This is a genomic window from Paraniabella hibiscisoli, from assembly GCF_022512515.1.
GTDB classification, from domain to species: domain Bacteria; phylum Bacteroidota; class Bacteroidia; order Chitinophagales; family Chitinophagaceae; genus Niabella; species Niabella hibiscisoli.
Window position 1 is genome coordinate 175931 of sequence record NZ_JAKWBK010000001.1, and the last position, 24946, is coordinate 200876.

36 protein-coding genes and 2 pseudogenes are annotated in these 24946 nt (G+C 42.7%); 26 read left to right on the forward strand and 12 right to left on the reverse strand.

Translation table 11 applies throughout. From position 1 onward, the window contains the following. Positions 1-86: 86 nt before the first annotated feature. From MKP07_RS01115 to MKP07_RS37450, 5 genes and pseudogenes are all read right to left on the reverse strand, one after another. Positions 87-1259 carry a TIM barrel protein gene (locus MKP07_RS01115; protein WP_240844615.1) on the reverse strand — a complete coding sequence of 391 codons (1173 nt, stop codon included), beginning with the start codon at positions 1257-1259 and terminating at the stop codon, positions 87-89. 209 nt (positions 1260-1468) lie between these two features. Further along, complete coding sequence (locus tag MKP07_RS37440; protein WP_262919100.1) at positions 1469-1597, reverse strand: hypothetical protein; 129 nt, start codon at positions 1595-1597, stop codon at positions 1469-1471. A gap of 35 nt (positions 1598-1632) precedes the next feature. Then, positions 1633-3588: a bifunctional rhamnulose-1-phosphate aldolase/short-chain dehydrogenase gene (locus MKP07_RS01120; protein WP_240844616.1), complete on the reverse strand. Its 1956-nt coding sequence runs from the start codon at positions 3586-3588 to the stop codon at positions 1633-1635. Between the two features lie 58 nt (positions 3589-3646). Further along, entirely contained in the window at positions 3647-3889 is a 243-nt protein-coding gene (locus tag MKP07_RS37445; RefSeq protein ID WP_262919550.1) for an L-rhamnose/proton symporter RhaT, read from the reverse strand. Positions 3890-3980: 91 nt separating this feature from the next. After that, a pseudogene (locus MKP07_RS37450) lies at positions 3981-4768 on the reverse strand (L-rhamnose/proton symporter RhaT). A gap of 186 nt (positions 4769-4954) precedes the next feature. Here MKP07_RS37450 and MKP07_RS01135 point away from each other — a divergent pair. The 3 genes from MKP07_RS01135 (at position 4955) to MKP07_RS01145 (ending at position 6402) form a co-directional block, all read left to right on the forward strand. Continuing rightward, positions 4955-5536 carry a 1-acyl-sn-glycerol-3-phosphate acyltransferase gene (locus MKP07_RS01135; RefSeq protein WP_240844618.1) on the forward strand — a complete coding sequence of 194 codons (582 nt, stop codon included), beginning with the start codon at positions 4955-4957 and terminating at the stop codon, positions 5534-5536. Then, positions 5533-5874: a hypothetical protein gene (locus MKP07_RS01140; RefSeq protein WP_240844619.1), complete on the forward strand. Its 342-nt coding sequence runs from the start codon at positions 5533-5535 to the stop codon at positions 5872-5874. The genes MKP07_RS01135 and MKP07_RS01140 overlap by 4 nt, the downstream gene beginning before the upstream one ends. 93 nt (positions 5875-5967) lie before the next feature. After that, positions 5968-6402, forward strand: coding sequence for an RDD family protein (locus MKP07_RS01145; RefSeq protein ID WP_240844620.1), 435 nt, complete (start codon positions 5968-5970; stop codon positions 6400-6402). Between the two features lie 129 nt (positions 6403-6531). Here the strand turns inward: MKP07_RS01145 and MKP07_RS43490 are convergent, their stop codons facing one another. The 6 genes from MKP07_RS43490 to MKP07_RS37455 all read right to left on the reverse strand — a co-directional run bounded on the left by MKP07_RS43490 (position 6532) and on the right by MKP07_RS37455 (position 9457). Continuing rightward, complete coding sequence (locus tag MKP07_RS43490) at positions 6532-7086, reverse strand: hypothetical protein (protein WP_317235744.1); 555 nt, start codon at positions 7084-7086, stop codon at positions 6532-6534. Further along, complete coding sequence (locus MKP07_RS43495) at positions 7047-7571, reverse strand: hypothetical protein (protein WP_317235745.1); 525 nt, start codon at positions 7569-7571, stop codon at positions 7047-7049. The genes MKP07_RS43490 and MKP07_RS43495 overlap by 40 nt, the downstream gene beginning before the upstream one ends. A gap of 2 nt (positions 7572-7573) precedes the next feature. Then, a complete protein-coding gene (locus tag MKP07_RS43500) occupies positions 7574-7750 on the reverse strand; it encodes a hypothetical protein (RefSeq protein ID WP_317235746.1) in 177 nt (58 codons plus the stop codon). Beyond that, the gene (locus tag MKP07_RS43505; RefSeq protein WP_317235747.1) at positions 7747-8127 is read right to left on the reverse strand and encodes a hypothetical protein; all 381 of its coding nucleotides are present in this window, start codon (positions 8125-8127) and stop codon (positions 7747-7749) included. The genes MKP07_RS43500 and MKP07_RS43505 overlap by 4 nt, the downstream gene beginning before the upstream one ends. Next, on the reverse strand, positions 8121-8681 hold the full coding sequence (locus MKP07_RS43510) for a GTP-binding protein (RefSeq protein WP_317235748.1): 561 nt from the start codon (positions 8679-8681) through the stop codon (positions 8121-8123). The genes MKP07_RS43505 and MKP07_RS43510 overlap by 7 nt, the downstream gene beginning before the upstream one ends. A gap of 641 nt (positions 8682-9322) precedes the next feature. Beyond that, positions 9323-9457 carry a hypothetical protein gene (locus tag MKP07_RS37455; protein WP_262919101.1) on the reverse strand — a complete coding sequence of 45 codons (135 nt, stop codon included), beginning with the start codon at positions 9455-9457 and terminating at the stop codon, positions 9323-9325. 174 nt (positions 9458-9631) lie between these two features. Here MKP07_RS37455 and MKP07_RS01155 point away from each other — a divergent pair, with 174 nt between their 5' ends. From MKP07_RS01155 to MKP07_RS01180, 6 genes are all read left to right on the forward strand, one after another. Continuing rightward, entirely contained in the window at positions 9632-9829 is a 198-nt protein-coding gene (locus MKP07_RS01155) for a hypothetical protein (protein ID WP_240844621.1), read from the forward strand. A 107-nt stretch (positions 9830-9936) separates the two neighbouring features. Beyond that, positions 9937-10155 carry a hypothetical protein gene (locus MKP07_RS01160; RefSeq protein WP_240844622.1) on the forward strand — a complete coding sequence of 73 codons (219 nt, stop codon included), beginning with the start codon at positions 9937-9939 and terminating at the stop codon, positions 10153-10155. Positions 10156-10163: 8 nt separating this feature from the next. Next, complete coding sequence (locus MKP07_RS01165; RefSeq protein ID WP_240844623.1) at positions 10164-10325, forward strand: hypothetical protein; 162 nt, start codon at positions 10164-10166, stop codon at positions 10323-10325. A gap of 143 nt (positions 10326-10468) precedes the next feature. Further along, positions 10469-10897, forward strand: a complete 429-nt coding sequence (locus tag MKP07_RS01170; protein ID WP_240844624.1) for a metal-dependent hydrolase — start codon at positions 10469-10471, stop codon at positions 10895-10897. Positions 10898-10899: 2 nt separating this feature from the next. Further along, positions 10900-11148, forward strand: coding sequence for an MBL fold metallo-hydrolase (locus MKP07_RS01175; protein ID WP_240844625.1), 249 nt, complete (start codon positions 10900-10902; stop codon positions 11146-11148). Between the two features lie 127 nt (positions 11149-11275). Beyond that, positions 11276-12178: a hypothetical protein gene (locus MKP07_RS01180; RefSeq protein ID WP_240844626.1), complete on the forward strand. Its 903-nt coding sequence runs from the start codon at positions 11276-11278 to the stop codon at positions 12176-12178. On the opposite strand, the gene MKP07_RS01185 is transcribed toward MKP07_RS01180, so the two are convergent. Continuing rightward, positions 12119-12889, reverse strand: coding sequence for an META domain-containing protein (locus tag MKP07_RS01185; RefSeq protein WP_240844627.1), 771 nt, complete (start codon positions 12887-12889; stop codon positions 12119-12121). The two genes, MKP07_RS01180 and MKP07_RS01185, sit on opposite strands and share 60 nt — an antisense overlap. A 137-nt stretch (positions 12890-13026) precedes the next feature. Here MKP07_RS01185 and MKP07_RS01190 point away from each other — a divergent pair, with 137 nt between their 5' ends. The 17 genes and pseudogenes from MKP07_RS01190 to MKP07_RS01270 all read left to right on the forward strand — a co-directional run bounded on the left by MKP07_RS01190 (position 13027) and on the right by MKP07_RS01270 (position 24751). Further along, a complete protein-coding gene (locus MKP07_RS01190; protein WP_240844628.1) occupies positions 13027-14118 on the forward strand; it encodes a VIT domain-containing protein in 1092 nt (363 codons plus the stop codon). Then, positions 14115-14456 carry a hypothetical protein gene (locus MKP07_RS01195; RefSeq protein WP_240844629.1) on the forward strand — a complete coding sequence of 114 codons (342 nt, stop codon included), beginning with the start codon at positions 14115-14117 and terminating at the stop codon, positions 14454-14456. Before MKP07_RS01190 ends, MKP07_RS01195 begins: the two co-directional genes overlap by 4 nt. Positions 14457-14464: 8 nt before the next feature. Further along, positions 14465-15505, forward strand: coding sequence for a hypothetical protein (locus tag MKP07_RS01200; RefSeq protein ID WP_240844630.1), 1041 nt, complete (start codon positions 14465-14467; stop codon positions 15503-15505). Then, entirely contained in the window at positions 15466-15879 is a 414-nt protein-coding gene (locus MKP07_RS01205; RefSeq protein ID WP_240844631.1) for a YfaP family protein, read from the forward strand. Before MKP07_RS01200 ends, MKP07_RS01205 begins: the two co-directional genes overlap by 40 nt. A 249-nt stretch (positions 15880-16128) precedes the next feature. Further along, the gene (locus tag MKP07_RS01210) at positions 16129-16542 is read left to right on the forward strand and encodes a hypothetical protein (RefSeq protein ID WP_240844632.1); all 414 of its coding nucleotides are present in this window, start codon (positions 16129-16131) and stop codon (positions 16540-16542) included. Positions 16543-16792: 250 nt separating this feature from the next. Then, positions 16793-17605 (forward strand): TonB-dependent receptor plug domain-containing protein, encoded by an 813-nt coding sequence (locus MKP07_RS01215; protein WP_240844633.1) that lies wholly within the window; start codon positions 16793-16795, stop codon positions 17603-17605. A 550-nt stretch (positions 17606-18155) separates the two neighbouring features. Next, positions 18156-19604 (forward strand): SusC/RagA family TonB-linked outer membrane protein, encoded by a 1449-nt coding sequence (locus tag MKP07_RS01220; RefSeq protein WP_240844634.1) that lies wholly within the window; start codon positions 18156-18158, stop codon positions 19602-19604. Beyond that, positions 19601-19942, forward strand: a complete 342-nt coding sequence (locus MKP07_RS01225; protein ID WP_240844635.1) for a hypothetical protein — start codon at positions 19601-19603, stop codon at positions 19940-19942. Before MKP07_RS01220 ends, MKP07_RS01225 begins: the two co-directional genes overlap by 4 nt. Before the next feature lie 10 nt (positions 19943-19952). After that, a complete protein-coding gene (locus MKP07_RS01230; RefSeq protein WP_240844636.1) occupies positions 19953-21005 on the forward strand; it encodes a RagB/SusD family nutrient uptake outer membrane protein in 1053 nt (350 codons plus the stop codon). Next, complete coding sequence (locus tag MKP07_RS01235; protein WP_240844637.1) at positions 20996-21361, forward strand: RagB/SusD family nutrient uptake outer membrane protein; 366 nt, start codon at positions 20996-20998, stop codon at positions 21359-21361. Before MKP07_RS01230 ends, MKP07_RS01235 begins: the two co-directional genes overlap by 10 nt. Before the next feature lie 201 nt (positions 21362-21562). Further along, complete coding sequence (locus MKP07_RS01240; protein ID WP_240844638.1) at positions 21563-21919, forward strand: hypothetical protein; 357 nt, start codon at positions 21563-21565, stop codon at positions 21917-21919. A 32-nt stretch (positions 21920-21951) separates the two neighbouring features. Next, complete coding sequence (locus tag MKP07_RS01245) at positions 21952-22440, forward strand: hypothetical protein (protein WP_240844639.1); 489 nt, start codon at positions 21952-21954, stop codon at positions 22438-22440. A 35-nt stretch (positions 22441-22475) separates the two neighbouring features. Further along, positions 22476-22619, forward strand: coding sequence for a hypothetical protein (locus tag MKP07_RS01250; RefSeq protein WP_240844640.1), 144 nt, complete (start codon positions 22476-22478; stop codon positions 22617-22619). Beyond that, positions 22616-23522: pseudogene (locus MKP07_RS01255) on the forward strand (isoaspartyl peptidase/L-asparaginase family protein). Before MKP07_RS01250 ends, MKP07_RS01255 begins: the two are co-directional and overlap by 4 nt. Before the next feature lie 99 nt (positions 23523-23621). After that, positions 23622-24242: a cyanophycinase gene (locus MKP07_RS01260; protein WP_317235922.1), complete on the forward strand. Its 621-nt coding sequence runs from the start codon at positions 23622-23624 to the stop codon at positions 24240-24242. A gap of 180 nt (positions 24243-24422) precedes the next feature. Beyond that, on the forward strand, positions 24423-24566 hold the full coding sequence (locus MKP07_RS01265) for a hypothetical protein (protein ID WP_240844642.1): 144 nt from the start codon (positions 24423-24425) through the stop codon (positions 24564-24566). A 2-nt stretch (positions 24567-24568) separates the two neighbouring features. After that, the gene (locus tag MKP07_RS01270; RefSeq protein ID WP_240844643.1) at positions 24569-24751 is read left to right on the forward strand and encodes a PKD domain-containing protein; all 183 of its coding nucleotides are present in this window, start codon (positions 24569-24571) and stop codon (positions 24749-24751) included. Positions 24752-24946: the final 195 nt, after the last annotated feature.

Below are 24946 nucleotides of genomic sequence, written 5' to 3' on the forward strand. Positions count from 1 at the left end.
TGTTTTCTCGCCTCTTTTACCAATCAATTGCTGCCTGATTTTTTCTTCTCTGAACAACTGAAGCGGGTTTAAGGCTGCGCCTACTCTTAACCGTGCTTCGGCAAGTAAAGGACGCAGATCAGTACATGATAGGCATCCTGTAAAAGCTCTTGTGCGCCGGCCACATCATTGTTTAGTTGAGCTTCATTCAACGCTTTGCTATTTACCAGCAAGGCCTGCGCATAAGCAAGGTTAATGGCTTCAACACTCTGCAAAAGATCTTCCAGCGGGTCTTTAATATTATGACTCGCATCAATCATCCATCCCAGGTCAGTCGCATGGTTTAACCCGCGCGCATCCATTCCTTCTACCAGCTCCTTAAAGATTAAGAACAGCTGATAAGGTTTGATGCTTCCCACGGTGAGATCATCATCGCCATATTTACTATCATTAAAGTGGAATCCGCCAAGCTTTTGCTCATTCAACAAAAGAGACACAATTTGCTCAATGTTGGCATTAGGTAAATGGTGCCCAAGGTCTACCAATGTATAGGCTTTATCACCTAGTTTATTTGCATACAATAATGATTGTCCCCAATCGCCAACTGTTGTTGAGTAGAAATTAGGTTCAAAAGCTTTGTATTCAACAAATATTTTCCAATCTTCCGGTAAAGCACCATAAATATCCTGCAGGCTTTCCAGTGTATTGTTAAATGCGTTTCTGAAATTCAATTGCCCGGGAAAGCTCGAACCATCAGCCAACCAAACGGTCAAAGACTTAGAACCCAGCTCCTGACCATATTTGATCACTTCGATGTTATGGTCAACTGCTTGTTGCCTTACCGCTTTGTCCACATGCTGCATAGAGCCAAATTTATAGCTCAGCTTCTGGTCTTTCTGATCCTGGAAGGTATTGGAGTTCATCGCATCAAACTTCAGGTCAAAATCAGCAGCCAGGCTTTTAATAGCTTTGGCATCTGTAGGAATGTCCCATGGAATATGCAGAGAAACCGCACCGCTGCTACGGTTGAGCTGGTGTAACAAACCGATATCTTCAATTTTTTCTTCCAGGGTTGAAGGCTCTCCCCCACCGCTGAAACGACCGAACCTCGTGCCGCCACTTCCCAGTGCCCATGATGGAATGGCTACCTGGAAATCTGTCAACTTCTTAATAATGCCTTCTGCATCAGGAATGGTTCCGGATACATAATCAAAGCTCTTTTTGTGCTTTGCTAACCCCTTCTCGTTATGTGCATCTATCTGCGATTTATTAAGAATCATGAATCAAAATATTTTTTGATGGTTAAGTATTGTTTTTATAACAACCGTTTTGCCGGTTGGGTTGCATTATACTGCAGTATTTTTGTGTTGAACAATCCTACAGTTTAAGAATCCTATTTAAAGCATTAAAAAAACGGGTCAGCCGACTGGAAAATCACCAACCCTTGTTGCTTTGCTATATGAAGATCCTTTGTTCTTTAATTTTCAGCTTATCGCACAAAAGCCTGTGCCACACCTCCATCTACGTTCAGTATATTACCGGTAGACTTGTTAAGTAATCCGCTTACAAAAACAAAACATGCATTGGCAATATCATCCGGAAGAATGATCTCGTTCATCAATGTACGCTTGGCATAATATGCGGGTAATTCTGCTACTGTGATACCATAAGCTTTGGCACGACCTTCAGCCCAGCCACCGGCCCAGATATTGAGTCGGAGATCACCGCGTCAGGATTCACGGTATTTACACGGATCTTATCGCCGCCCAATTCGGCCGACAATAAGCGTGAAAGATGCGCCTGTGCTGCTTTTGCAGAGCCATATCCTGCATTATTGGGGCCAGCTACTATCGAGTTTTTAGAAACAATATTGATAATGTCGCCGCCAATATCCTGCTTACGCATGATCTTAACAGCTTCTTTGGATACCATAAACTGGCCTTTCACCAAAATATCATACAAGCGATCCCACTCTTCGATGGTATGATCCGTTATGCTTTTAGATATACTGATGCCCGCGTTATTGATAATAATATCTACACCTCCAAATGCCAGTGATGTATTAGCCAGCGCTGCTTCTATAGATGCCGCATCGGTAACATTTAATTGCACGGATGCCGTAGAATCTTTCCCAAAAGCTTTTTGGAATTCTTCTGTAGTAGCATCAATGCGCTCCTGGTTAATATCGTTAATAATAACACAAGCACCTTCGGCTGCAAATTTCTTGGCGATGGCTTTACCTATACCACCACCGCTACCAGTGATCAGTGCAATACGGCCGCTCAAAGGTTTTGGCTTTGGCATACGCTGCAGCTTTGCTTCTTCCAGTAACCAGTATTCTATATTAAAAGCTTCCTGTCTTGGTAAGGAAGTATATTCTGAAATAGCTTCGGCACCGCGCATTACATTAATGGCGTTAGTATAAAATTCTGCAGCTACTCTTGCTGTTTGTTTATCTTTTGCAAAGGCAAACATACCTACCCCGGGATAAATAATAATAACCGGGTTAGCATCGCGAATTTCAGGACTGTTCGGATGTTTGCAGGTATTATAGTACTCCTCGTACATTTTACGATAGTCTTCAAACAAAGGAGCGATCTTCTCTTTTACTGCGGCTACATCATCCAGGTTTTCATCTGTTGCCAGGTTCAATACCAGTGGACTGATCTTGGTACGCAGGAAGTGATCTGGGCAAGAAGTACCCAAAGGAGCCAGTCTTTCCAGGTCATTGGAGTTGATGTATTGCAATACACGATCGTCATCGGTAAAATGACCGATCATTTTTACATTAGAGGAGCAAAAGCCACGAAGAACCGGGGCTAAAGATGCCGCTTTGCTTAAACGCTCTTCTTTAGGAAGAGATTGCATCTTTTCGCCACCAAAAACGGGACCTTTTTTACCAAGATTTTGCTCAATATATTCTGCACATTTCTCAATTACCTCCAATGTATTGATATAGCTTTTATAAGCTGTATCACCCCAGGTAAATAAACCATGCGAACCTAACATAATGCCACGGATACCAGGATTTTCATCCAGGCACTGTTTCAGCATCAGTCCGAGTTCGAAGCCTGGTTTTTGCCAGGGCACCCAACCAATAGTACCGCCAAATAATTCTTCGGTTATTTTCTTACCATCTTTTGCTGCTGCAATAGCAATAGCAGCATCAGGATGCAAATGATCTATATGTTTGAAAGGTAAAAAACCGTGTAAAGGTGTATCGATGGAAGGCGCTTTGGAGCTGAGATCATAAATGCAATGATTGAACAACTCAACCATCTCATCTTCATACTCTAAACCACGGTATACATTTTTAAGGCTACGTAATTTATCTACATATAAAGCAGCCAGTCCACTTCTTTTTAAAGTGCCCAGGTCACCACCACTTCCTTTAACCCACATCACTTCTGTATCCTCACCGGTAAGCGGGTCTTTCGCTGTTGCTTTGCAGGACGTGTTACCACCCCCATAGTTAGTTAAACGCAGATCTGCTCCTAATAAATTGGAACGATAAATCAACAACGCTACTTCATCTCCTGCGAGCTCAGCAGCTTTTGCCTCATCCCATAAATAACTTACATGCTTGAAAGTTGTTGTGTCTGTTGCCATAACGATATTTGTTTGTGCTCTCTTTTATGAGAGATTATATTTTATCCTTTTTATTAATTTATCTCATTGAATTACCCCACCCTACCAACAATACCGAAAGCAGGATAACGATGATTCCTATAATGATGGTGCTCAGCGTTTTCTTACCTACGCCTTTCCACTCTTTTAAAATCAATCCCCATACATTGGCTATTAAAATAATAAAGGCCATGTGGAGTATCCACGAGCTGGGACCATTACCCATTTTACTTTCGCCCATGCCATAGAAGAAAAACTGCAAAAACCAGGTAGTACCCGCCAGTGCGCAAAAATAATATTCTTAAGAACGGGTACTTTTTGATTGGTATAGTCTCCAAAAGTTTTGTTGCGTGCGTTCAATATTAAACACCATATTAAGTTGGTGGTAAGGCCTCCCAAAGAATTACGATGTAGGAAACATTGTTTTGATATAAAAACTCTCCCTGTCCGGGATTTGCCGCCTTCCATAATTCATTAGCGGTTTCGGCCATTGGCTTGGCAGCTTCAATACCAAAATTGAAACAAGCGCTTAATACGCCCGAAATAATGGCTACAGTAATTCCTAAACCAAACTTATACTCATCTTTACCCGAAAGGTGCGCCTCCGTATCTGCATCGCCTACAGCATGCGGATCCACAGCTTTAACACCAGTGCCGGAAAGCTCTTTCTCCTTCATCGTACCTGCTTTGCCGCATATAACGATACCTATTATACATACCAGCAAACCAGACAAAACGGTTATGCCCCAGTTAGTGCCGGTTAGTAAACCAATCGTATCTTTTCCTTCAGCCGGTGTAAACTGGTAATAAATAGCAGGTAGTAAGGCCCCTAAAACCATTGAAAGCCCCAGTATGATACTGCTTCCTAGTGAAACGCCCAGGTACCGTACACCAAGGCCATAAGTAAGGCCGCCAATACCCCATAGTAACCCAAAAAATAAGCGTAGCCTAAAGTACTCCCATTAGAAGTGCTGATGATTTCCCAGAAATTAGGAATAGTTAACCAGGCTGCCAGTGGCGGTACAATAAGCCACGAAAAAATACCTCCTACGATCCAGTAAGATTCCCAGGCCCACCCCTTAACCTTTTTGTATGGGATATAAAAGCTGCCTGAAGCAAAGCCTCCTATGAAATGAAAAATAACACCGAGTAAAGCGTTCATGAATAATAAAATTTTCTATACAGTAAGCAAAATCATTAGATGTCGAAAATAAATCAATCAAAAAGGTCAACTGTCATGCACTGTCATGAATTATTGTATTTTTTACAAAAATTAAGAAAATGAAAACCTTTATCGTTATTTTGATATATTGCCTTTATAACTCATTATAACTTGCTTTACAGGTTTTTGAAAATATATGTACGTTGGGCTATTCACTTGTTCTGCCATTCTATTCATGTTGATAAGAGGCCGCTGCTCAATACCAGGGGACCTTTATTAATTGCAAGTAACCATCCCAATTCTTTCCTCGATGCCATTCTTTTCGATATCCTTTTCGACATTCCCGTTACCTCGCTGGCGCGTGGCGATGCTTTTAAAAATAAACGGATTTTCAGGCTATTGCGATCGCTTAAAATGCTGCCGGTTTACCGCATCAGGGATGGTGCTGAGCACCTCAACATTAACTATGATACATTCGACTCCTGTGTTGCGTTATTCAGGCAGAAAGAGGGTGTACTAATATTCAGCGAAGGTCTTTGCGTAAATGAGTGGCACTTACGACCGCTTAAAAAAGGCACGGCAAGGCTTGCCTTCCAGGCCTGGGATGCATCCATTCCATTAAAAGTGCTTCCTGCAGGTATCAACTACAGTTCCTTTCGCAAATATGGGAAAAGGGTGGTTATCCATTTGGGAGACCTCCTGGAATCAAAAAATTTGAGGGCGTTGCAACAGACGGTGAAAAGAATGTACTGTTTAACAAGGTGTTGAAAGAGCAGTTGCAACAGCTTGTTTATGAAATCGATCCGGGTGATAAGGTAGAACTGAACAGCAGATTTGGCAGTACTTCTTTGGCTCATAAATGCCTGCTCTTAGTACCGGCAATAGCCGGCGCAATATTGCACGCGCCGCTTTATGGGTTAGCTAAATTAATTGTTCAATCATTTTTTAGCGATACCGATCATCACGACTCGGTAATGTTGGGCATATTGCTGTTGACTTATCCGGCCTACATCGCTTTAATAGCAGTTCTTGCTTGGATAACATTTGCGCCGTTATATGCAATAATATTACTGCTGGCATTGCGGCTACCGCGTACGCTTATGTAAAATGGGATATAAGGAAAGGATAATACGGACCCTTCTGATATTCTAAAAAATCAGTTATATTTATTTACATCCTTTAATAATTAAAACTAATTTATGGAAGAAATGCAATCTAACCTGTTTGACGAAAACTATGAGTTTACACCTGCATCAACTGGCAAAAGATTTATCAACTACGTTATCGACTTTGCAGCTTTTTATGCTTTATGCTATGTTTCTGGTATACTGCTGGCTATTTTAGCACCTGGGCTATTTACCAGCGAGAATCAAACAACATTTGTGTCTTATCTGGTAGCCATTGTCCTCATACTGGCCTACTATACGGTGTTAGAAGGTAGTACAGGAAAATCGCTCGGAAAAATGCTAACTGGTACAAAAGTAGTTACAGAAGAAGGTCATAAGATCACTTACAGAGATGCTTTTCTGAGAGCCTTGTCAAGATTGGTTCCATTTGAAGCGTTGAGTATTTTTCTGGGTTCGGGTATGTGGCATGACCGTTGGACGCAAACCCGGGTAGTTGAAGCTGGTTAAACAAAATTCCCACTGGCAAAAGATCGCCATATCATATTAGTCAAACAAACAAAACCCCGGCTCATTGAACCGGGGTTTGATTATTTAAGAAAACTACCTATTCACCATTCACTACTCACCATTCAATAACTAGGCAGTTACTTTCCCTTTTGTTTTTGCGATCACTTCCTCAGCGATGTTATTAGGCGCCGGAGAATAGTGAGAGAACTCCATGGTAGAAGAGGCACGACCAGAGCTTAAAGAACGCAATTGAGTTACATAACCAAACATTTCGCTCAAAGGTACTTTTGCTTTGATTACCTGAACACCAGCACGGGTATCCATACCTTCCATCATACCACGACGACGGTTCAAGTCACCTGTTACATCACCCATGTATTGCTCAGGCGTTAACACCTCAACTTTCATGATTGGTTCTAACAGGATGGGTTTTGCTTTTCTGCCCGCCTCACGGAAACCTTGTTTAGCACAAAGCTCGAAAGACATAGCATCAGAATCCACCGCGTGGAAGCTACCGTCGAATACACGGATCTTCAGATTATTTACAGGGAAGTTAGCCAGTACACCGCTGGTCATAGACGTTTCAAAACCTTTCAGAATAGCAGGGATAAACTCACGAGGAATAGATCCACCAAAAATATCGTTTACAAACTGGAAGTTTTTGTCTGGGTTTTCTTTTGCCATTCTTCATCTACAGGACCCAGGCTAAATTGGATATCGGCGAATTTACCGCGACCACCCGTTTGTTTTTTCAATGTTTCACGATGCTCTACTGTTGCGTTGAATGCTTCTTTGTAGGCAACCTGAGGTGCACCCTGGTTTACTTCTACTTTAAACTCACGACGCATACGATCGATGATGATCTCCAGGTGAAGCTCACCCATACCACGCAGGATGGTTTGACCTGTATCTTCGTCAGTATTTACACGAAGTGTAGGATCTTCTTCTACCAGTTTAGCGATAGCCATACCCATTTTATCTACGTCAGCCTGTGTTTTAGGCTCAACTGCGATAGCGATTACCGGTTCTGGAATAAACATGTTTTCCAGGGTAATTGGATGGTTTTCATCGCAAAGCGTATCACCGGTTTTGATCTCTTTAAAACCTACTGCTGCACCAATGTCACCAGCTTCGATAAAATCGATCGGGTTTTGTTTATTGGCGAACATTTTCATGATACGGCTGATACGCTCTTCTTCTTACCACTTCTTACGTTTAATACATAAGAACCAGCATCCAAATGACCGCTATAACAACGGAAGAACGCCAGACGACCTACGAATGGGTCAGTCATGATTTTGAAAGCCAATGCAGCAAATGGTTCTTTTGCATCAGGCTTACGAGTCAATATTTTTCAGGATCGTTAGGATCCTTACCTTCAATAGCTTCGATATCTACAGGAGAAGGCAGGTAACGGCAAACCGCATCTAAAGCAGTTTGAACTCCTTTATTTTTGAAAGAAGAACCACACATCATAGGAACGATGCTCAGGTCGATAGTAGCCTTACGGATCGCTTCATGAATTTCATCTTCAGAGATCAAATTAGGATCTTCAAAGAATTTTTCCATTAAAGTATCATCATATTCAGCCACCGCTTCTACTAATGCAGCACGCCATTCTTCTGCTTCAGCCACCATATCAGCAGGAATATCAATTTCATCAAAAGTCATTCCTTCTGTTTCTGCGTGCCAGATAATACCTTTCATGCGGATCAGATCTACCACACCCTGAAATTATCTTCAGCACCGATAGGTAGCTGCAAAGGCACTGCTTTAGAACCTAACATTTCACGAACCTGTTTTACCACGTTCAAAAAGTCAGCACCCTGACGGTCCATTTTATTTACAAAACCGATACGTGGTACACGGTAACGATTAGCCTGACGCCATACAGTTTCAGATTGAGGTTCTACACCATCAACCGCAGAAAACAATGCGATCAAACCATCCAATACACGCATAGAACGCTCTACCTCTACGGTAAAATCCACGTGACCCGGAGTATCAATAATGTTGAAAGAATAGTCTTTGGTTGTGCCTGCCATAGCTTTTCCTTTATCTGTAGGAAACTGCCATTTACAGCTTACCGCAGCAGAAGTAATAGTAATACCGCGTTCTTTTTCCTGCTCCATCCAGTCGGTAGTAGCACCACCATCGTGTACCTCACCAATACGGTGGATCATACCTGTGTAACGTAAAATACGTTCGGTTGTAGTGGTTTTACCGGCGTCAATATGGGCGGCAATACCGAAGTTCCTTTGAAATTTTAAATCTGCCATGATTATTCTTGTTGAATTATAAACTTTCTTATTTCTTAAATAACTGGTTTTCAATAGAGTAAATAAAAATTACCCTAAGTAAGAAATTTAAGGTTGCAAAGGTAAGGAAAATAACAGATTTTGAATTTCAAATTTAGTGCTTGACAGATTGGTAATAAATTTTTAATGATCCTTGCTTCTTATTCCTCCATCGTACTTAATTACCCGTATTTAAAGGCATAAAAAATAGCGCCTCCTAAAAGAACTGCCAGCAAAAGATATTTCGAAAGACTATACAAAATGCTTGCTCGAAAAAAAGAGTCAGTCATCTAATTAAATCAGGCACCCATCGAATAGCACTTCAAAGGGCTGTTTCTTCAAAATATTTTTACATAACATTTTGAACTAAAGCCCGCGAATAGACATGAAAAAAGCCTTCTTACACTTGTAACTCTTTTAGTAGCATTTGCGGCATTTGCACAAAGCTATCAATACATTAATAGCAATACATCTTTCAATACAGGTACCTATTATATTAATGGCTGGGGAAATGTAACATTAGCCGTTCCTGCCGGACAAGAAGTAACATTTATTTTTAGCGGCCCGGCATACGGCAGCGGAAAACTTACCGTAGATGGTAAATTAACCACCTCTAACGGACTTCAAACAGCAGGAGCTGTTACGATTGGCGCCAATGCAACAGTATCCATCAATGGCACCCTTACGCCGGGAACCGGGACCAACCTGGCTGCCGGCTCTACAACATCTACTAAAGGATTAAGCCTTAATAATAGCATGACTGTAGCAGGGAAACTGACGATTGACGGTAATGCTTCTCTAAACAGCGGGGATTAACCCTCAGCTCAACCGGTGTTATCACTACCAATAATATTGCATTCAATGGTAATAACAGCATTGCAGGAAGCTTAACAGTTGCCAACAGTGTAACCATTCACAATGGCACCAATACCATGTCATGCCCGGGCTCCATCACAACTACCAATCTTTATAATAATAATACTAATACTATCGCAGGTACAGGGTTTATAACTGTAACAGGTACGTTTACCAGTGGTAACCCACTAACTAACAGCAATACTATTACCTTAAACAGTAGTGATGCAGGAAACGGTACTAATCCGCAAAAAAACCGGGTCAGGCTACCTTAAGTGCTACCAACTCCTGTGGCAATATCAGCCCTAATACGCTACCTGTTGTTTGGGGACCGATCAATGCCCGCATTTCCAATAATACACTTGCTGTAACCTGGGCTACATTGTCTGAAACACAGAATGATCATTTCCAGATTGAAGCTTCTGCTGACGGACGTGAATTTCACAAAATCGGTGAGTCCATATCCTCGAAAGCAAATGGCGGCAATTCAGATAGCACGTTAGGCTACAGCTTCAGCCAGAATATCAGCAATTCAGCAGTTGCTGCAACAGCATTTGCGTTGTTACTTCTGATTCCAGGTTTCTCCAAAAGAAAAAACTGAACCAATGGTTGGCCGGCGCAGTAGTGGTATTGCTTGCAAGCACATTGTATTCCTGCTCCAAACAAGATGCGGTAAGTTTACCGGAACAAACAAATATATTCGTAAGAATTGCGCAGGTAGATAAAGACGGGACCACAAAATACTCTCCGGTAATTAAAGCCGTGCAGTAAATAAATTATATATCGCAACTATAACTAGCAATTACCGGGAGCCCTGCAAAAGCAAGGGCTCTTTATTTTTCAATAGTAAGGAAAAGCTACGCTTCTCAACCGGCGAAAAATATTTAGTATCTATATTTACGCAAAATATTATTATGCAATTCACATATTTTGGTCAATCATCTTTCTTGGTAACACTAAACGGCAAAAAGTTATTATTTGATCCTTTCATCAATGGCAATCCCTTAGCCCAACATATTGATGTTGAAAAAATTGAAGCAGATTACATCCTGGTATCCCACGGCCACGGAGATCATATTGCTGATGTAGTACCTATTGCCAAAAGAACCGGCGCTAAAGTAATTACTTCCCCGGAAGTGGCCGGCTGGCTGGGTAAGCAAGGTATCGACAATATTCATGAATTGAACCATGGAGGCCCTGTAACGTTTGACTTTGGAAAAGTAAGAGCTGTAAATGCCATACATTCATCAGGCCTCCCCGATGGCTCCTATGGTGGTAATCCAATGGGATTTGTTATTACCTCAGAAGAAATAAATTTTTACTTTGCGGGGACACTGCGCTAACGATGGATATGCAACTAATACCGATGTTCGCCAACCTCAACTTTGCAGTGCTGCCAATAGGAGGCAATTACACAATGGATGTAGATGACGCGATTATAGCTGCAGACTTCATTAAATGCCGGAATATTATTGGCGTACATTATAACAGTTTCGACATTATTAAGATAGATACTCAAAATGCAGTGGATCAGTTTATGGCGGCGGACAAATTATTACAGCTGCCAGGCATTGGCGAAACAATCGAACTATAACCGCTGTAAAGTATACAGCATTATTTCTCAGGCAGGCTTTGCTAAGAGAACATCCCTAATAATGGTTATTAAGATAGATAGCCGAAAACGAAAATGTATCTTAATAGCCATTTAAAATTATTAAACGATGTCCTTCCTGCTGGTAGAACCTATCATTCCTTTGCCCGGTGAAGATATTATGGTTGGCGGCTATCGCTCTACGGGCGAGCGCCCATTGGGAAGACGTTCCGCCTGGGAAACCAGAACGGTAACCAGGCGCCGGCAAAGCGGCTCAACAGAAACCATAAACCTGCTCTACCAAACCTTACGCAATGTTCAGCTAACAACCATGCATTACACTTCAGCAGAAGGTATCCATGTAAGAATAGAAGACGTTAGACCAGAAGATGCCGTTATTATCGACAACACTTTAAATCTTATACCACCTGTGCACCTGCAGTTGTTTAACAGGGAAAAGCCGGAAGGCATTTTAATTCATAGCACTACGGGCACAGGCAATAGTATAAGCTTCACAGGAGGGCTTAATGCAGGGGCTGACTACACATCTACCCTGTTCTTCCAGGAGCAGCGAGGCATTATAATTACTTATGGCGCTTTATGGCATCACCGGGAAGATGAGGGTTTAGATATTTGCCCGGCAATCTTGCACGAAATAGGCCACGTTCTGACACACGATGGCAGCTTAACCGACCGTTATATTGATGCCGGTTTACGCGCAAGCATGCGTACTACCGGGTGTCAAAAAATCCCGGCACGGAGGAAGCGCTTTGTAATGCCTATATGTATATGTTATGCTATGGCAGCGATAACATCAGTATCCATGATTTTGGCAGTGGAAGTACCAATCAAAACAACCGGTTGGTGCGGGCGGGGCTTAGGCAAGCCAGAGCCTTTTCCGGCATGCTCGATGAAAACTGGCGCAGAAGATTTGATGAGCGATAAGATTGAAAGCAACCAGAAACTGAACGGCTCACTTCAATTCAGATTTACCTTCAACCAGCAAGACGTTGTCCTTATCAAACAATTTTAAACGATCACCCGTTACCTGGTATTTATTCACCAGCGGTAATAGCTTGAACAGAACGGATTCGTTGGCCGCTGCATCTTTACAAAACATTTCGGTTGAGGCAACATTGCCGATCGTAATATGGTAGGTATTATCGGCAACTACGCTAAAAGAAAAACGGTTACAGCCAACTCCAGCCTGGCCTTTGGCTGGCTCTGTCAAATCCAGGAAACTCGTAACTTTTACCAACTGGTCACTATTGGCATTGATCATTTGCTCAATGGACCATTTTCTTCGTATCGAACCGTTTTCGTCATCTGTCGCTTTTTCCGCAGCAAACATCAGGCGGCCATCCTTCGCCAACAATTGAAGCTGGTTATTGACCAGGGAAAATGAATATACTTCTCCCAGACTAGATCTTAAAACCTGGTCTGTTCTTTCATCGGCACAACCTGATAAATGCGCCGAAACATTGGCTATTTCCATCCGGTTGTTATGACCAAATTTTGGCGTAAATGAAAAATACCGGCACCCGGCGCTAGCACCCGAGTGATACACATCGCGCAGATCGATGTAAATATTATTCGTTAGTAAGCCATCCGCTACCTTACTTACCTTCCATTTATGATGCAGCCCCTCGGTTTGCATAGAGCTTGCTAATGGTGCTGACTTTCGGCTGCAACCGGCAAAGATGAATACAGCAATAATAAACGGCATACAATAAAGACGATTCATACCAACAGGTTTTATCTTAAGCAAAGTACTGAGTTTTTTAACCACTTCAATATATCGCTTGAAAACATATTTCAATAATAAGGCCAGTTATTTTATGAAAAACAGGTGGTCGCTGCATCTAAAGGAAAACAGATTCTATGAGATCTCTTCCTATCGTAATTCTTATGCTCACCTGCACATTAAGCTATGCACAGATGCCTACCTTAAAGATAAACGGTGAAAAAGACAATCCGGTTATATTGGAACAGGTGGATATCACAGTTGCCATTACGGGTAATATTGCTGCCACCACCATGCAACTAAGTTTTAAGAATAATGGCAGCCGTGTATTGGAGGGAGAGCTTACCTTTCCCATGCCTGAGGGAGTAACCGTAAGCAGGTACGCGCTCGACATTAATGGAAATATGCGGGAAGCTGTGCCGGTTTCTAAAGCACGCGCCACCGAAGTATTTGAAAGCATTCAACACCGTAACATTGATCCGGGCATCCTTGAAAAAGTAGAGGGCAATAACTTCAGAACAAGAATCTTCCCGCTGCCCGTTGGTGGCATACGCACCATTATAATAGGCTATGAAGAAGAGCTCCAAATAAATAAAGATCATGCACTACAGTACTACCTGCCGTTTAATTATGCACAAGCTATTCCAAAGTTTTCGTTAAAAACATCGATATGGGGAACTAACGAAAAGCCAGTTTTACTGGAGCAACCGGATGGCAGCTTCAACTTTTCCGGTTACGAAAACATTTTTACGGCTACAATGGAAAAGCAAAACTACCGGCCGGTAAAACCATTGCTGATCAACCTGCCCAAAAAACTGAATACACATGAAAACATAATACAGCCTAATACAGATGGAAGTGCTTACTTTTTAATCAACGATTTTCCGGCAACAGAGAGTCGCCCCAGGCAATGGGGCAATACAATCGGCTTGTTATGGGATGTGTCGCTTAGCGGAAGCAAGAGAGATCATCAAAAAGAGATCGAATTGTTGGATCAGCTCATCGGCCAAAAGAACAACCTGACCATTGCACTCGGCTTATTGAATAACACACTGTCTTACGGTGGTACTTACAAAATTACCAATGGAGATTGGAGCGCTCTCCGAAAAAAACTAGAGCAGCTTATTTATGACGGAGCAACCGATTATAGTGTTTTAAAACTACCCGTATTTGTAGACAAGGTATTATTTTCAGCACTCGATGAAATACTTTTTTCACTGATGGCATGAGCAGCTTTGGAGATGCAGAAATAAATATCAACCGGCCTGTCCATACCATTAGCACCAACCCCGTTTCTGATTATAGTGTATTAAAAAATATCAGTCAAAGAAGCGGCGGGCAATTCATTAACCTGGGCAGCCAAAGTGCAGAGCAGGCATTTACTGCGTTCAGCAAAGAATATATGCAGTTCCTCGGTGTAGAAGGGGCTGGGATCAGCGAGGTATATCCGAATATCAAAACACCTGTTTTCAAATCCATATCCGTCGCCGGGTTAATCGCTAATCCCGGCAATGAGATAACGTTACTGTACGGCTGGGGCAATAAGATAACCCTAAGAAAAAGATAAAAGCAGGTTTGACAACTAAAGACATAAATGTGCATAAAATATGGGCACAAAAGAAAATTGCGGCCATGGATGTTTACTACGAAAAATACAAAGAAGAACTAAAGGCCATAGGCGAACAGTTTGGCATAGTAACCCGTAATACCAGCCTGATGGTATTAGAAAATATCGATGATTACATTCGTTATGACATCACCCCTCCTGCTGATTTGCTGGCAGAATTTAACCAGTTGAAGAAAGAAAATATAAGATTTAAAGAAGAACGGGTTAACGATTTGCTGGAGCGGGCAGCGGCTGCTACCAATGACTTAAAAGAATGGTGGAGCACCGATTTTAAACCATCCCGTAACAAAAATTATCCGACACCCGAACACATGGCAGATAGCCTGGCTGTAGTGGAAGCATCTATAGCTCAGAATGATGCCAAAGAGGTGGTTTTGCCAAATTCGCCGGCGGCGGCACCTCCTCCACCGCCCAGAGTTGAAATGAAGGCATTTACTCCTCCCAGAGTTGTCAAAGATGAGGAAGCAAAAGAACCTCCGCCGGCAACAAATAATTTGGAGGATACAAGGACAGGAAGCATCAGCCAGGAAGGCCTGAAGGACATAGGGCTAATATCACCTTCTTCAAATGAAAGCCTCGGTGAACAATTGACGATAGTGAAAGAACATGAGCCCTTATTCCAACAACCAGCTCCTGAAATAAAAACACCTGAATTCAAAACAGATAAAGACTATATCAAAAAATTAAACACCGCCAATAGGAGTCATGCTTATATAACTTATCTGGAGTTAAGAAAAGAATATGAAACAACCCCTTCCTTCTATTTTGATGTTGCCAATTGGTTTTATACGCAAAGGAAAACCGATACCGCATTTATGGTATTAAGCAATATAGCTGAGCTTTCTATCGAAAACGCTTCATTGTATAGAATGATGGCCTATAAATTAAAGCAACTGGGCAATAACAGCAAACAACTCTGGACTGCTAAAAAATCCTCAACTGGCGCCCTATGGATCCTCAAAGTACGCGTGACTATGCCCTTGCGTTGATAGATAACGGCCGTTACCAACAAGCTTTAGATGCGCTCTACTCAATACTAACTAATAGTTACAGTGCAGAAGCTGCTTCGAGGGATGAGGGCATCGAAGAGGTAATTGTAATGGAGATCAATATGCTGATAACGCAGTATCGTAGTAAGTTGAACTTATCTAAAATCGACCAACGCATTATTGCTCACCTGCCTGTTGACATCCGCGTGGTACTGAACTGGAATAAACCTGATACGGATATCGATCTCTGGGTAACCGATCCCAACGGGGAGAAATGCTACTATAGCAATAACCGCACCGGCAACGGTGGCAGGATCAGCAACGACTTTACAGATGGCTTCGGCCCGGAACAATTCCTGCTAAAAAAGCAGTAAAAGGTCAATATAAAATCGAGACTAATTTCTTTAACGAAGATCAGTTTACGATCAGCGGCCCCACCACACTGATGGCCGAGATCTACCTGTATTATGCCAGCGGTAAAGAAACGCGCAAAATAGTAACCCTTCAAAGTGGTGAAAATGGAAAAGAAGCAGATGGTGTGTTGGTAGGGACTTTTAAATTTTAAAAATGTCAGGTATATTGTTGCAGTTGTGTATTTTTACGCGTCTGAAAAAGAAAAATTTATGAAAAAAACATTCGCACTGCTGCTTATTGTCATTGGTATGATTTCCTGTAAAAAAGATTCTGTTGCCGAAAAACAGGAGGAAACAACCAAAATCCCGGAAAATGTAGAGGCCTTTTATTTAAAAATTGCCGGCAAATGGAAGCTGAATGAATGGCTTTGTGCAGGATGTGGCCCTGCGGTAATGCCCAATCAGGTCATTAGCATTAATCAAAAAGGAGCAATTGAAATCAATACCAACGGTAGTATCCAAAATGGTAATTTGGACCTTACGGGCGCTATTGGTTGCAATGAAAATTCATTTCGCTATTTATCGGTAACTGCCAAGTCCATAGGACTTGAAGATTCAGATGTACTTGTTATTTCCGATTGTGCAAGCGGGGGTTTTAGTAAATATGTAAAGGCCGCCAATTAAAATATTTTTTCAATATACTTCAAAAAGCCGTAGGATTTTGATCTTATGGCTTTTTGAGTTTTACTGTCCATGGTTGATCACCTATTTTAATATCAGGCATTGACACTTTGTTGGGCAACAATTCTCCAAATAGTGATTTATTCACATCCCAAAAACGACCAACATTACATAAAATATCAGGTTCCAGATATTTTTTTCTTTTTAAGCATAGAAAACGCTACTTTTCGCATGTTTAAAACTAATCAGAAATATGACATTAATTGTTTATGAGAAAAAGGGCAGATTGCTGCCTTTTTTAAAAAGCGTGTCTAAAACGGGAGCGTTCCTGTGTTTCGCGCTATTTTTTGTATTTCACGTAAAGGCTGAAAATGTTTTTATTGAAAAGGAGTTAACAGTAAAAACAACCAGCTACCATAAGAGTATTTTCAAAACAATTACCGGCCAGGTTATCAACCAGGAGGGTAATCCCGTTGACAATGCAGTAGTAAGTGTAAAAGGGCGTAGCGCGGCTAGTGTAACAGCAGGTGATGGTTCGTTTACGATTGAAGCTAATGAGGGAGATGAATTGATCGTATCCCACGCGTCTTATATTACTCAAACCATTACCGTAACACAGGCGGTTAGCATCACCATTACCCTTCAGCAGAACGTGGGCAACCTCGATCAGATTGTAGTAACCGGGTATACCGAATACGCCAAACGCAATAGCCCCAGCGCTTCTACCCAGGTAAATGCTGCTGATATTAATAAAGTACCCATGAGCACCCTCGACCAGATATTACAGGGGCGGGTACCGGGTATGAGCGTTATATCCAGCTCTGGACAACCAGGCCAGAGTGCTGCGGTGGTGATCAGGGGTATCGGCTCTATTAACGGCTCAACTTCACCTCTATATATTATGGATGGTATTCCTATTGAGAGCGGATATTTCCAAACCATTAACCCTGAGGATATCGAATCTGTTACGGTACTAAAAGATGCATCTGCGAAAGCGTTGTATGGCTCAAGAGGCTCTAACGGTGTTATTGTAGTTACCACCAAGAAAGGAAAAAAGGTCGTTTAAACATAGGTTACAGCTCACAATATGGCTTCTCGACGCTTACGCAACCCAATTTTGAAATGATGGATACCCGGGAGCGCCTGCGTTTTGAAGAAGAGGTAGGCCTGGAAACCGGTCGTAATATTGGTCCGGGTTGGACACTATCTCCTAAAAATCCTGATTATGCAACGCTATCCCCTATCGAGCAGCAACAGCGCGACCGTATCCTCGATAGCCTGGGACATATCAATACTGATTGGCGAGATCTGTTCTTTCAGAATGCCAACTTTATGGAACAGCAGGTGAGCCTGAGCGGCGGTAATGAAAACGTACAAACTTATAATGCCTTTAGCCTTTGGAGGGAGCAGGGTATCGTGAAAGAAACAGGATTAGACAGGTTCTCATTGCGCAGCAACACTAACATGAACTATGGCAGGTTTACTGCTGGTTTCAATATCAACCTGGGCTATTCGAGCTCTCGCTTCACTTATAATGAAGGAGGCACTGGTGTAGGTTCCCTATGGCATCTGTTTATTATGCTTTGCCTTATGAATACCCTTATACTCCCGATGGTGTGTTTTATGCTACCGATGAAGGCCAGGGCTTTTATGATACGCGTGAAGGAAGCCGGGGTATTGACGTACTATATGGTACTTCAGATAAGACCGAGCAGTTTAAAACCATTCTGGGCATCAACCTCGCTTACGAGATCGTTAAAGGATTAAAGATCAGCACCCGTAATGGTATTGACTACAGGAATTCCGTCGACCAGGTATTTATCAACCCATTGTCGTATATCGGAAGCAGGCAGGCAGGTGGTAAAGGCGCTTTTGGAGAAGGATTCAGAAGATATTTTAACCTTGTGTCAACTTCAGGCCTTACTTATAAGAAAAGATTAGATGTACATGATTTCGAAGTGTCGGGTTTTATTGAATATTTATATACTAATGAAAGAAACTTTAGCTACAGGGGTTATGGCTTGGATGACCGGTTACCGGAAACTCCCGCTGGTATTACTGTGAGTACCGGGTTTCTGCCTTCACTGGGTGGTGGTCGCGTAAACAGTGCGCTGATTAGCTACATGGGATTGGGTCGCTATACATTAAATAATAAATATACACTTACAGCTAGTTACCGTTACGATGGGGCATCTGTTTCGTCCGTTCCACTTAAAAATCGCTGGCATGGCTTTTATTCCTTCGGTGCCAACTGGGATGTAAAACAGGAAAACTTCCTGGCTAACACTGACTTTATTGCAGGCTTGCAGTTAAGGGTCAGCTACGGGCAAACCGCCAGTTCATTTGGAAGAAGTTTTGATTACCTGGCTACCTATTCTGTAAATACCACTTATGGCGGCTTGCAGGCAATCAGACCTACGAATATCGGAAACCCCGACTACAATTGGGAATATGTTGATGAGCTGAATATTGGATTCGATCTTTCTCTTTTCAAAACACAAAGGGTAAAGCTTGTTGCAGACTGGTATAACAAGATCACCAGAGGAATGTATATTGAGCAACCAGTTTCAGCTTTTTCAGGTGCCGGCGCTGGCGGAACAGCACCAATTAGCTCTGCAAGAATGGGTAACAAGGGGATTGAATGGAGCCTGAGTGGAGATGTAATACAAAAAGCAGACTTTAACTGGAATATTGGTGTGAATGGAGCCTACAACAAAAACCAAATTTTACGTGTAAGTGATGTTACAGATCAATTGCCCGACGGAGATACCAGAATCATTAAATTGGGGCTACCTTATGGAACCTACTATGCACAGCAATGGGCTGGTGTCGATCCAGCCAATGGGGATGCACTTTATTATAACCGGGACGGCTCCGTTACCAATGTATATAGCGGTGAATCACAAGCTGTACCGCTTTCAGCCAATATGTTCCCCAAATTAACGGGCGGTATTACTACAGCCCTACGTTGGAAAAGCATCACCTTGAGTGCCTTGCTTGCATTTGTATCAGATGTACAACGCTGGAATAATATCGACTTTTACAATGAGAACCAGCCTACATGACCAGTAACCAAAGCAAAAGAATGCTATATGATCGCTGGAAAAAACCGGGTGACAATGCTACTCTGCAACGTATAGACGTACCGAGAAATTTTACCTCGAAAGATATACAGGATGCTTCTTTTATGCGCTTGCGTAACCTGCAGCTCAACTACAGCATACCTGCAGACCTGCTGCAACCTACCAGGATCTTAAAATCTGTAGACGTTTTCGTACAAGGGCAGAACCTGTTTACCTGGACCAACTGGCGCGGACTGGATCCTGAAAACAACCGTCAATACGGAAGATTTGAGTATCCTAACGCCAGGAAATATACCGCGGGCATTAATGTTAATTTTTAATCTGATCATCATGAACATAAAGAAAATATTTGCTTTTTTATTACTGGCAGGATTGGTGTTCCAGTCTTGCTCCAAACTGGATACGCCTTATTCCGACGTTATCGACCCGTCTAAGGCTTTTCGTAATTTAGATGATCTGAACATGGGAGTGCTGGGCGCTTATGCAGCATTAACCACCTCGCTGATTGAGGCAGGGGCTATTGTATCTGATGAAGTCATGTATCCTACAGAAAATACCGTATCCAATAACACAGCACACCGGTGGCTATATAACTCGGGTTCGGGCTCCGTTACATCGGCTCTTTACGAATATGCGGTGGTGATAGACCGTGCTAACCGAGTGCTGGAAGCTGCTCCTACGATTCCGGCAGCTGGCGAACAAAACCGTCTGGATCAATACCGCGCCGAAGCACTGGCACTAAGAGCTTATTCCTACCTTGAACTGTTGCGGGCTTATGCTTCTTCTTACGAGCCTAACGGTATGGGTATGCCATACGTAAAACAACGTACACTCGAATATCTTGCCAGAGAATCTGTAAAATCCAATTTCGATAACTTGAATGCGGATCTTAGCACTGCTAAAGAATTGATCCCTTCCGGGCTCAATGACAATTCTCGTATTACTAAAACAGCAATAGCCGCCATACAGGCAAGAGCAGCGCTGTATGAAAAGAAATGGGCTGATGCAATTACTTATGCATCGGAGGTAATCGCCGCAGAACCATTAGCGCCTAAAAGTGATTTCGGAAAAATATGGAAGGACAGTAGCCAGTCTGAAGTGATCTGGAAGCTGTCAAGAGTAATTGGCGACTCTCGTCTCGGAGCTGCATTCTTCCGTGAAACCGGTGAGATTGTATTGTATGCCCCTTCGTTCAAGCTGATTGATCAATTTGGCACAACAGCTCAACGCGCAGACGATGTTCGCTTCAGCAGCTATATTCAATATGCTCCTACGCGTCCGGCTGGCAAATCCCAATACCTGGTTAATAAATATGTGGGGGCAACACTGCTTACCGTGGACTTACTGACGTTAAGCTATTTCGCGCAGGCGAAATGTACCTGATCAAAGCAGAAGCGGAACTAGAGAACAGTACCGGCGCAGCGAGTATTACCGCGGCCACAAAAGACCTGAATGATTTAAGAAGAGCGAGAATTTACAACTATATCGATCAGAATTTTACTGACAAGCAAAGCCTGGTAAATGCCCTATATAATGAGCGTTTTAAAGAGCTGGCTTTTGAAGGTCATCGTTTCTTTGATCTTAAACGGAGGAACCTGCCGGTAGAGCGTACTACCCAGGATGCCATTAATACATCGGGAGCTATAAAACTTGAGCCTACAGCAGCTCAATACTGCTTCCCCATTTCGGATCAGGAAATGTCGGTTAATAAAAAAATGATCCAAAACCCGAACTATTAAACACAGATATTACCGAACAATGAAGAAATTTTATAGTATACTGGTTGCGGCGGTTTTACTAATAAGCTGCGAAAAAAATGGGACCCTAATGATCCGTTCAGACCCGATGCACCCAAACCTGCACCACCTGAAACACGTTTAGCATCTATAGGAGTTGTAGGCGATATTGCTGACGTACAAACTACTACCAAAAGCGGCATCGTGATCATGGGTGGAGGCGCTGACGTATCAGCAGCCTTTCAATGGATGATAGCCCGGAGCGGCGGTGGAGATGTAGTTATTATAAGAGCAACAGGCACCGATGCTTATAATGCCTATGTAAAAGGATTGGGAACGGTGAACTCCGTTGAAACATTAAAAATCGATTCGCGTAAGCTGGCAGATGATGATGGCGTGGCTAAAATTATCCGGGATGCGGAGATGCTGTTTATCGCCGGTGGTGATCAATCTGATTATACAGGGTACTGGAAAGGTACCAAAGTAATGGCAGCCATCAATTACCTGCTTACCGAGAAAAAGTACCTGTTGGCGGAACCAGTGCTGGTGCAGCCATTTTAAGCAACTATTATTTTAGCGGGGAAAGAGGCACGTTGGAATCTGCAGAAGCATTGGCCAATCCGTACGCACAAAAAGTAACACTGGGCACCGATGATTTTCTAAAAGCGCCTTTTCTGCAAAACGTAATTACCGACCAGCATTTCACCCAACGTAACCGCCAGGGCCGCTCTGTTGCCTTCTTAGGCAGGATCATGAAAGACTGGAGCAAGACCCCCAATGGCATTGCCGTTGATGAAGCAACTGCTGTTTGTATAGACGAAACCGGCATGGCGCAGGTAGTAGGAACCAATAAGGCTTACTTCTTAAAAACAAATGCCGCCAAAACTCCTGAAACATTTACTTCGGGTAGCCCGGTAACCTGGAACAATAGCGGGCAAGCCGTACAGGTATCGGCAGTTTCGGCAGCAGCAACGGCCAACAAATTTAATATGACCAGCTTTGAGGCTGAAACTACAGCCGGAGTAGAAAAACTTTGGTGGTCGGTTGTTGGTGGCAATTGGGTGCAGACCACCCGCCAGTAATCAAATTTTAATGTGAACGAAACAACAAGATGAACATGAAGAATATTTTTACTACCATACTTTTCGCGCTGAGCTGTAGCATCATGCTTTCCTGCAGCGATAAAACCGCCACAACCGATGAATCAAAATATGTGATGGTTATTCATGGTGGTGCCGGTACTATCGAAAAAAGTTCATGACGCCTGAAAAGGAAAAAGCATACACCGCCGCACTTACAGAAGCCCTTCAGCATGGGTACAACTTGCTGAAAGAAGGGAAAACCTCAATTGAAGCAGTGCAGGCAGCCATTAATGTAATGGAAAACTCACCCCTATTCAATGCAGGTAAAGGTGCGGTATTCACCCACGACGGGAAAAACGAACTGGATGCTTCTATTATGGATGGTCAAACCCTGAAAGCCGGGGCAGTAGCGGGTGTTACCAATATTAAAAATCCCATCAATGCAGCAAGGGCTGTAATGGAAAGATCAGAGCATGTAATGATGGTGGGTAAAGGTGCTGAGCAGTTTGCCGCAGCCAGCGGATGCGATACCGTACCTCAGTCCTACTTCTTTACCCAGGAACGCTGGGACCAGTTGCAAAGAACCATAAAAGAAGAAGAGCAAGGCAGGGCCGCTTATATTGATGTGGATCCCAGCAAGAGCAAGATCTATGGCATTTCGGATAAAGATAAAAAATTCGGAACCGTTGGAGCAGTAGCGCTTGATAATAAAGGTAACCTGGCTGCGGGAACATCCACTGGCGGGATGACTAATAAAAGATACGGGCGCGTAGGCGACCCCTATTATCGGTGCGGGTACTTATTGCAATAATGCCACTGCCGGTATTTCCTGTACCGGTTGGGGCGAATACTATATCCGGGAGGTAGCGGCCAATCGTATGTCAGCATTGATTGAACTAAAAAAGCTTCCGGTAAATGAGGCTGCCAAACAGGTTATTGAGGAGATAGGGAAAATGGGCGGCGATGGTGGTATCATTGGCCTCGATAAAGAAGGAAAAATTGCCATGGAATTTAACACATCAGGTATGTACCGCGGTACGGTTGATAAGAACGGTAAAATATCAGTATACATCTACAAATAATGAAAACATATTTTAATAAAAAGAGCGTTTTGCTCACCACATTGCTATTTATCACAATGTTTTCCTTCAGCCAGCCAGAACAAAGGGAGCCTGTTTATTATTGGCGGTGGAGACAGGTCTCCTGCGTTGGTAAAACAAATGGTGGAAACAGCCAAAATGAAACCCGGTGATTATATAGTTGTCCTTCCCATGGCTACCAGCATTCCTGAGGAGTCGGTGGCTTATATCAGCGGTCAATTATCAGTTGCATGCAACAATAAAATTACCAGTTTTAATTTCACCAGAGCCCAGGCCGATAATCAACAGGGCTGGATCGATTCTGTTAAAAATGCACGATTCATTTTCATCACCGGTGGCGATCAGAATAAATTTATGAATGTAGTGAGAGGCACCAAACTATACGAAGCGCTACACCAGGCATTTCGCAATGGCTCCACTATTGCCGGTACCAGCGCAGGCGCCGCAGTAATGTCACAAATTATGATTACCGGGGAAGAAAAAGGAAAGAGTGATAAAGATAGCTTCAGAGAAATAAAAAGCAATAGCGTAGTTACTTCTTCCGGAATGGGATTTCTAACCAGTGCTATTGTTGATCAGCACTTCATCATCCGAAGCAGGTACAATAGGCTTTTAAGTGCCCTGGCAGATCATCCCGATAAAACATTGATCGGCATTGATGAAGCTACAGCCATCATTGTGACGGGAAAAAGGCAACCGTAGCAGGGGAAAGCCAGGTAGTGGTGGTTTCAAAACCTAAAAAAGTAAAAACAACGCAAGGTAAAGCAACTTTTAAAAATGCAAGCATTTCTCTTTTTCAGCCGGAGAAAGCTTTGAATTAAAATAATATCAAGCCAGCCCCGGAAATATAAACCGGGGCCGACAAAACTTAAATACGTTAATATGACGATCTTACTAAAAAAACTATTTCCCGCTTTTTTGCTGATAGCAGTAGTGGCATTGGCGGGCTGTAAGAAAACCAACTACAATTTTGATGATTTACCGCCTACGGTAAAAAGCTTTTTTCCATTAGCAATGCAGAATTGAAAATGAACGAGCCTGTTCAATTTAAAAATGAATCGGAAAATGGGGAATCTTACAGCTGGGACTTTGGCGATGAGACAAAGTCTACAGAAAGTAATCCCACCAAAACTTATATCAAAGCCGGCACGTACACCGTCAAACTGAAAGTGGTAGGCGCCGGGGCACCGGTAGTTACACGAGGGACCTGACCATTATCGATCCAGATGCCAGTACGGGTGGAGAGAGAGAGCTTTACTTTATAGAGTATGGCAGCAAACTCATACGTAAACTATCGCTTTTGCCAGGCTCGCCGGCCGAAACCGTTGTTAACATGACGGGTCGAGAGGCGCATGGAATGGCCTATGACTCTATCAATAAAAAATATACTATTGCGATTTCCAAAC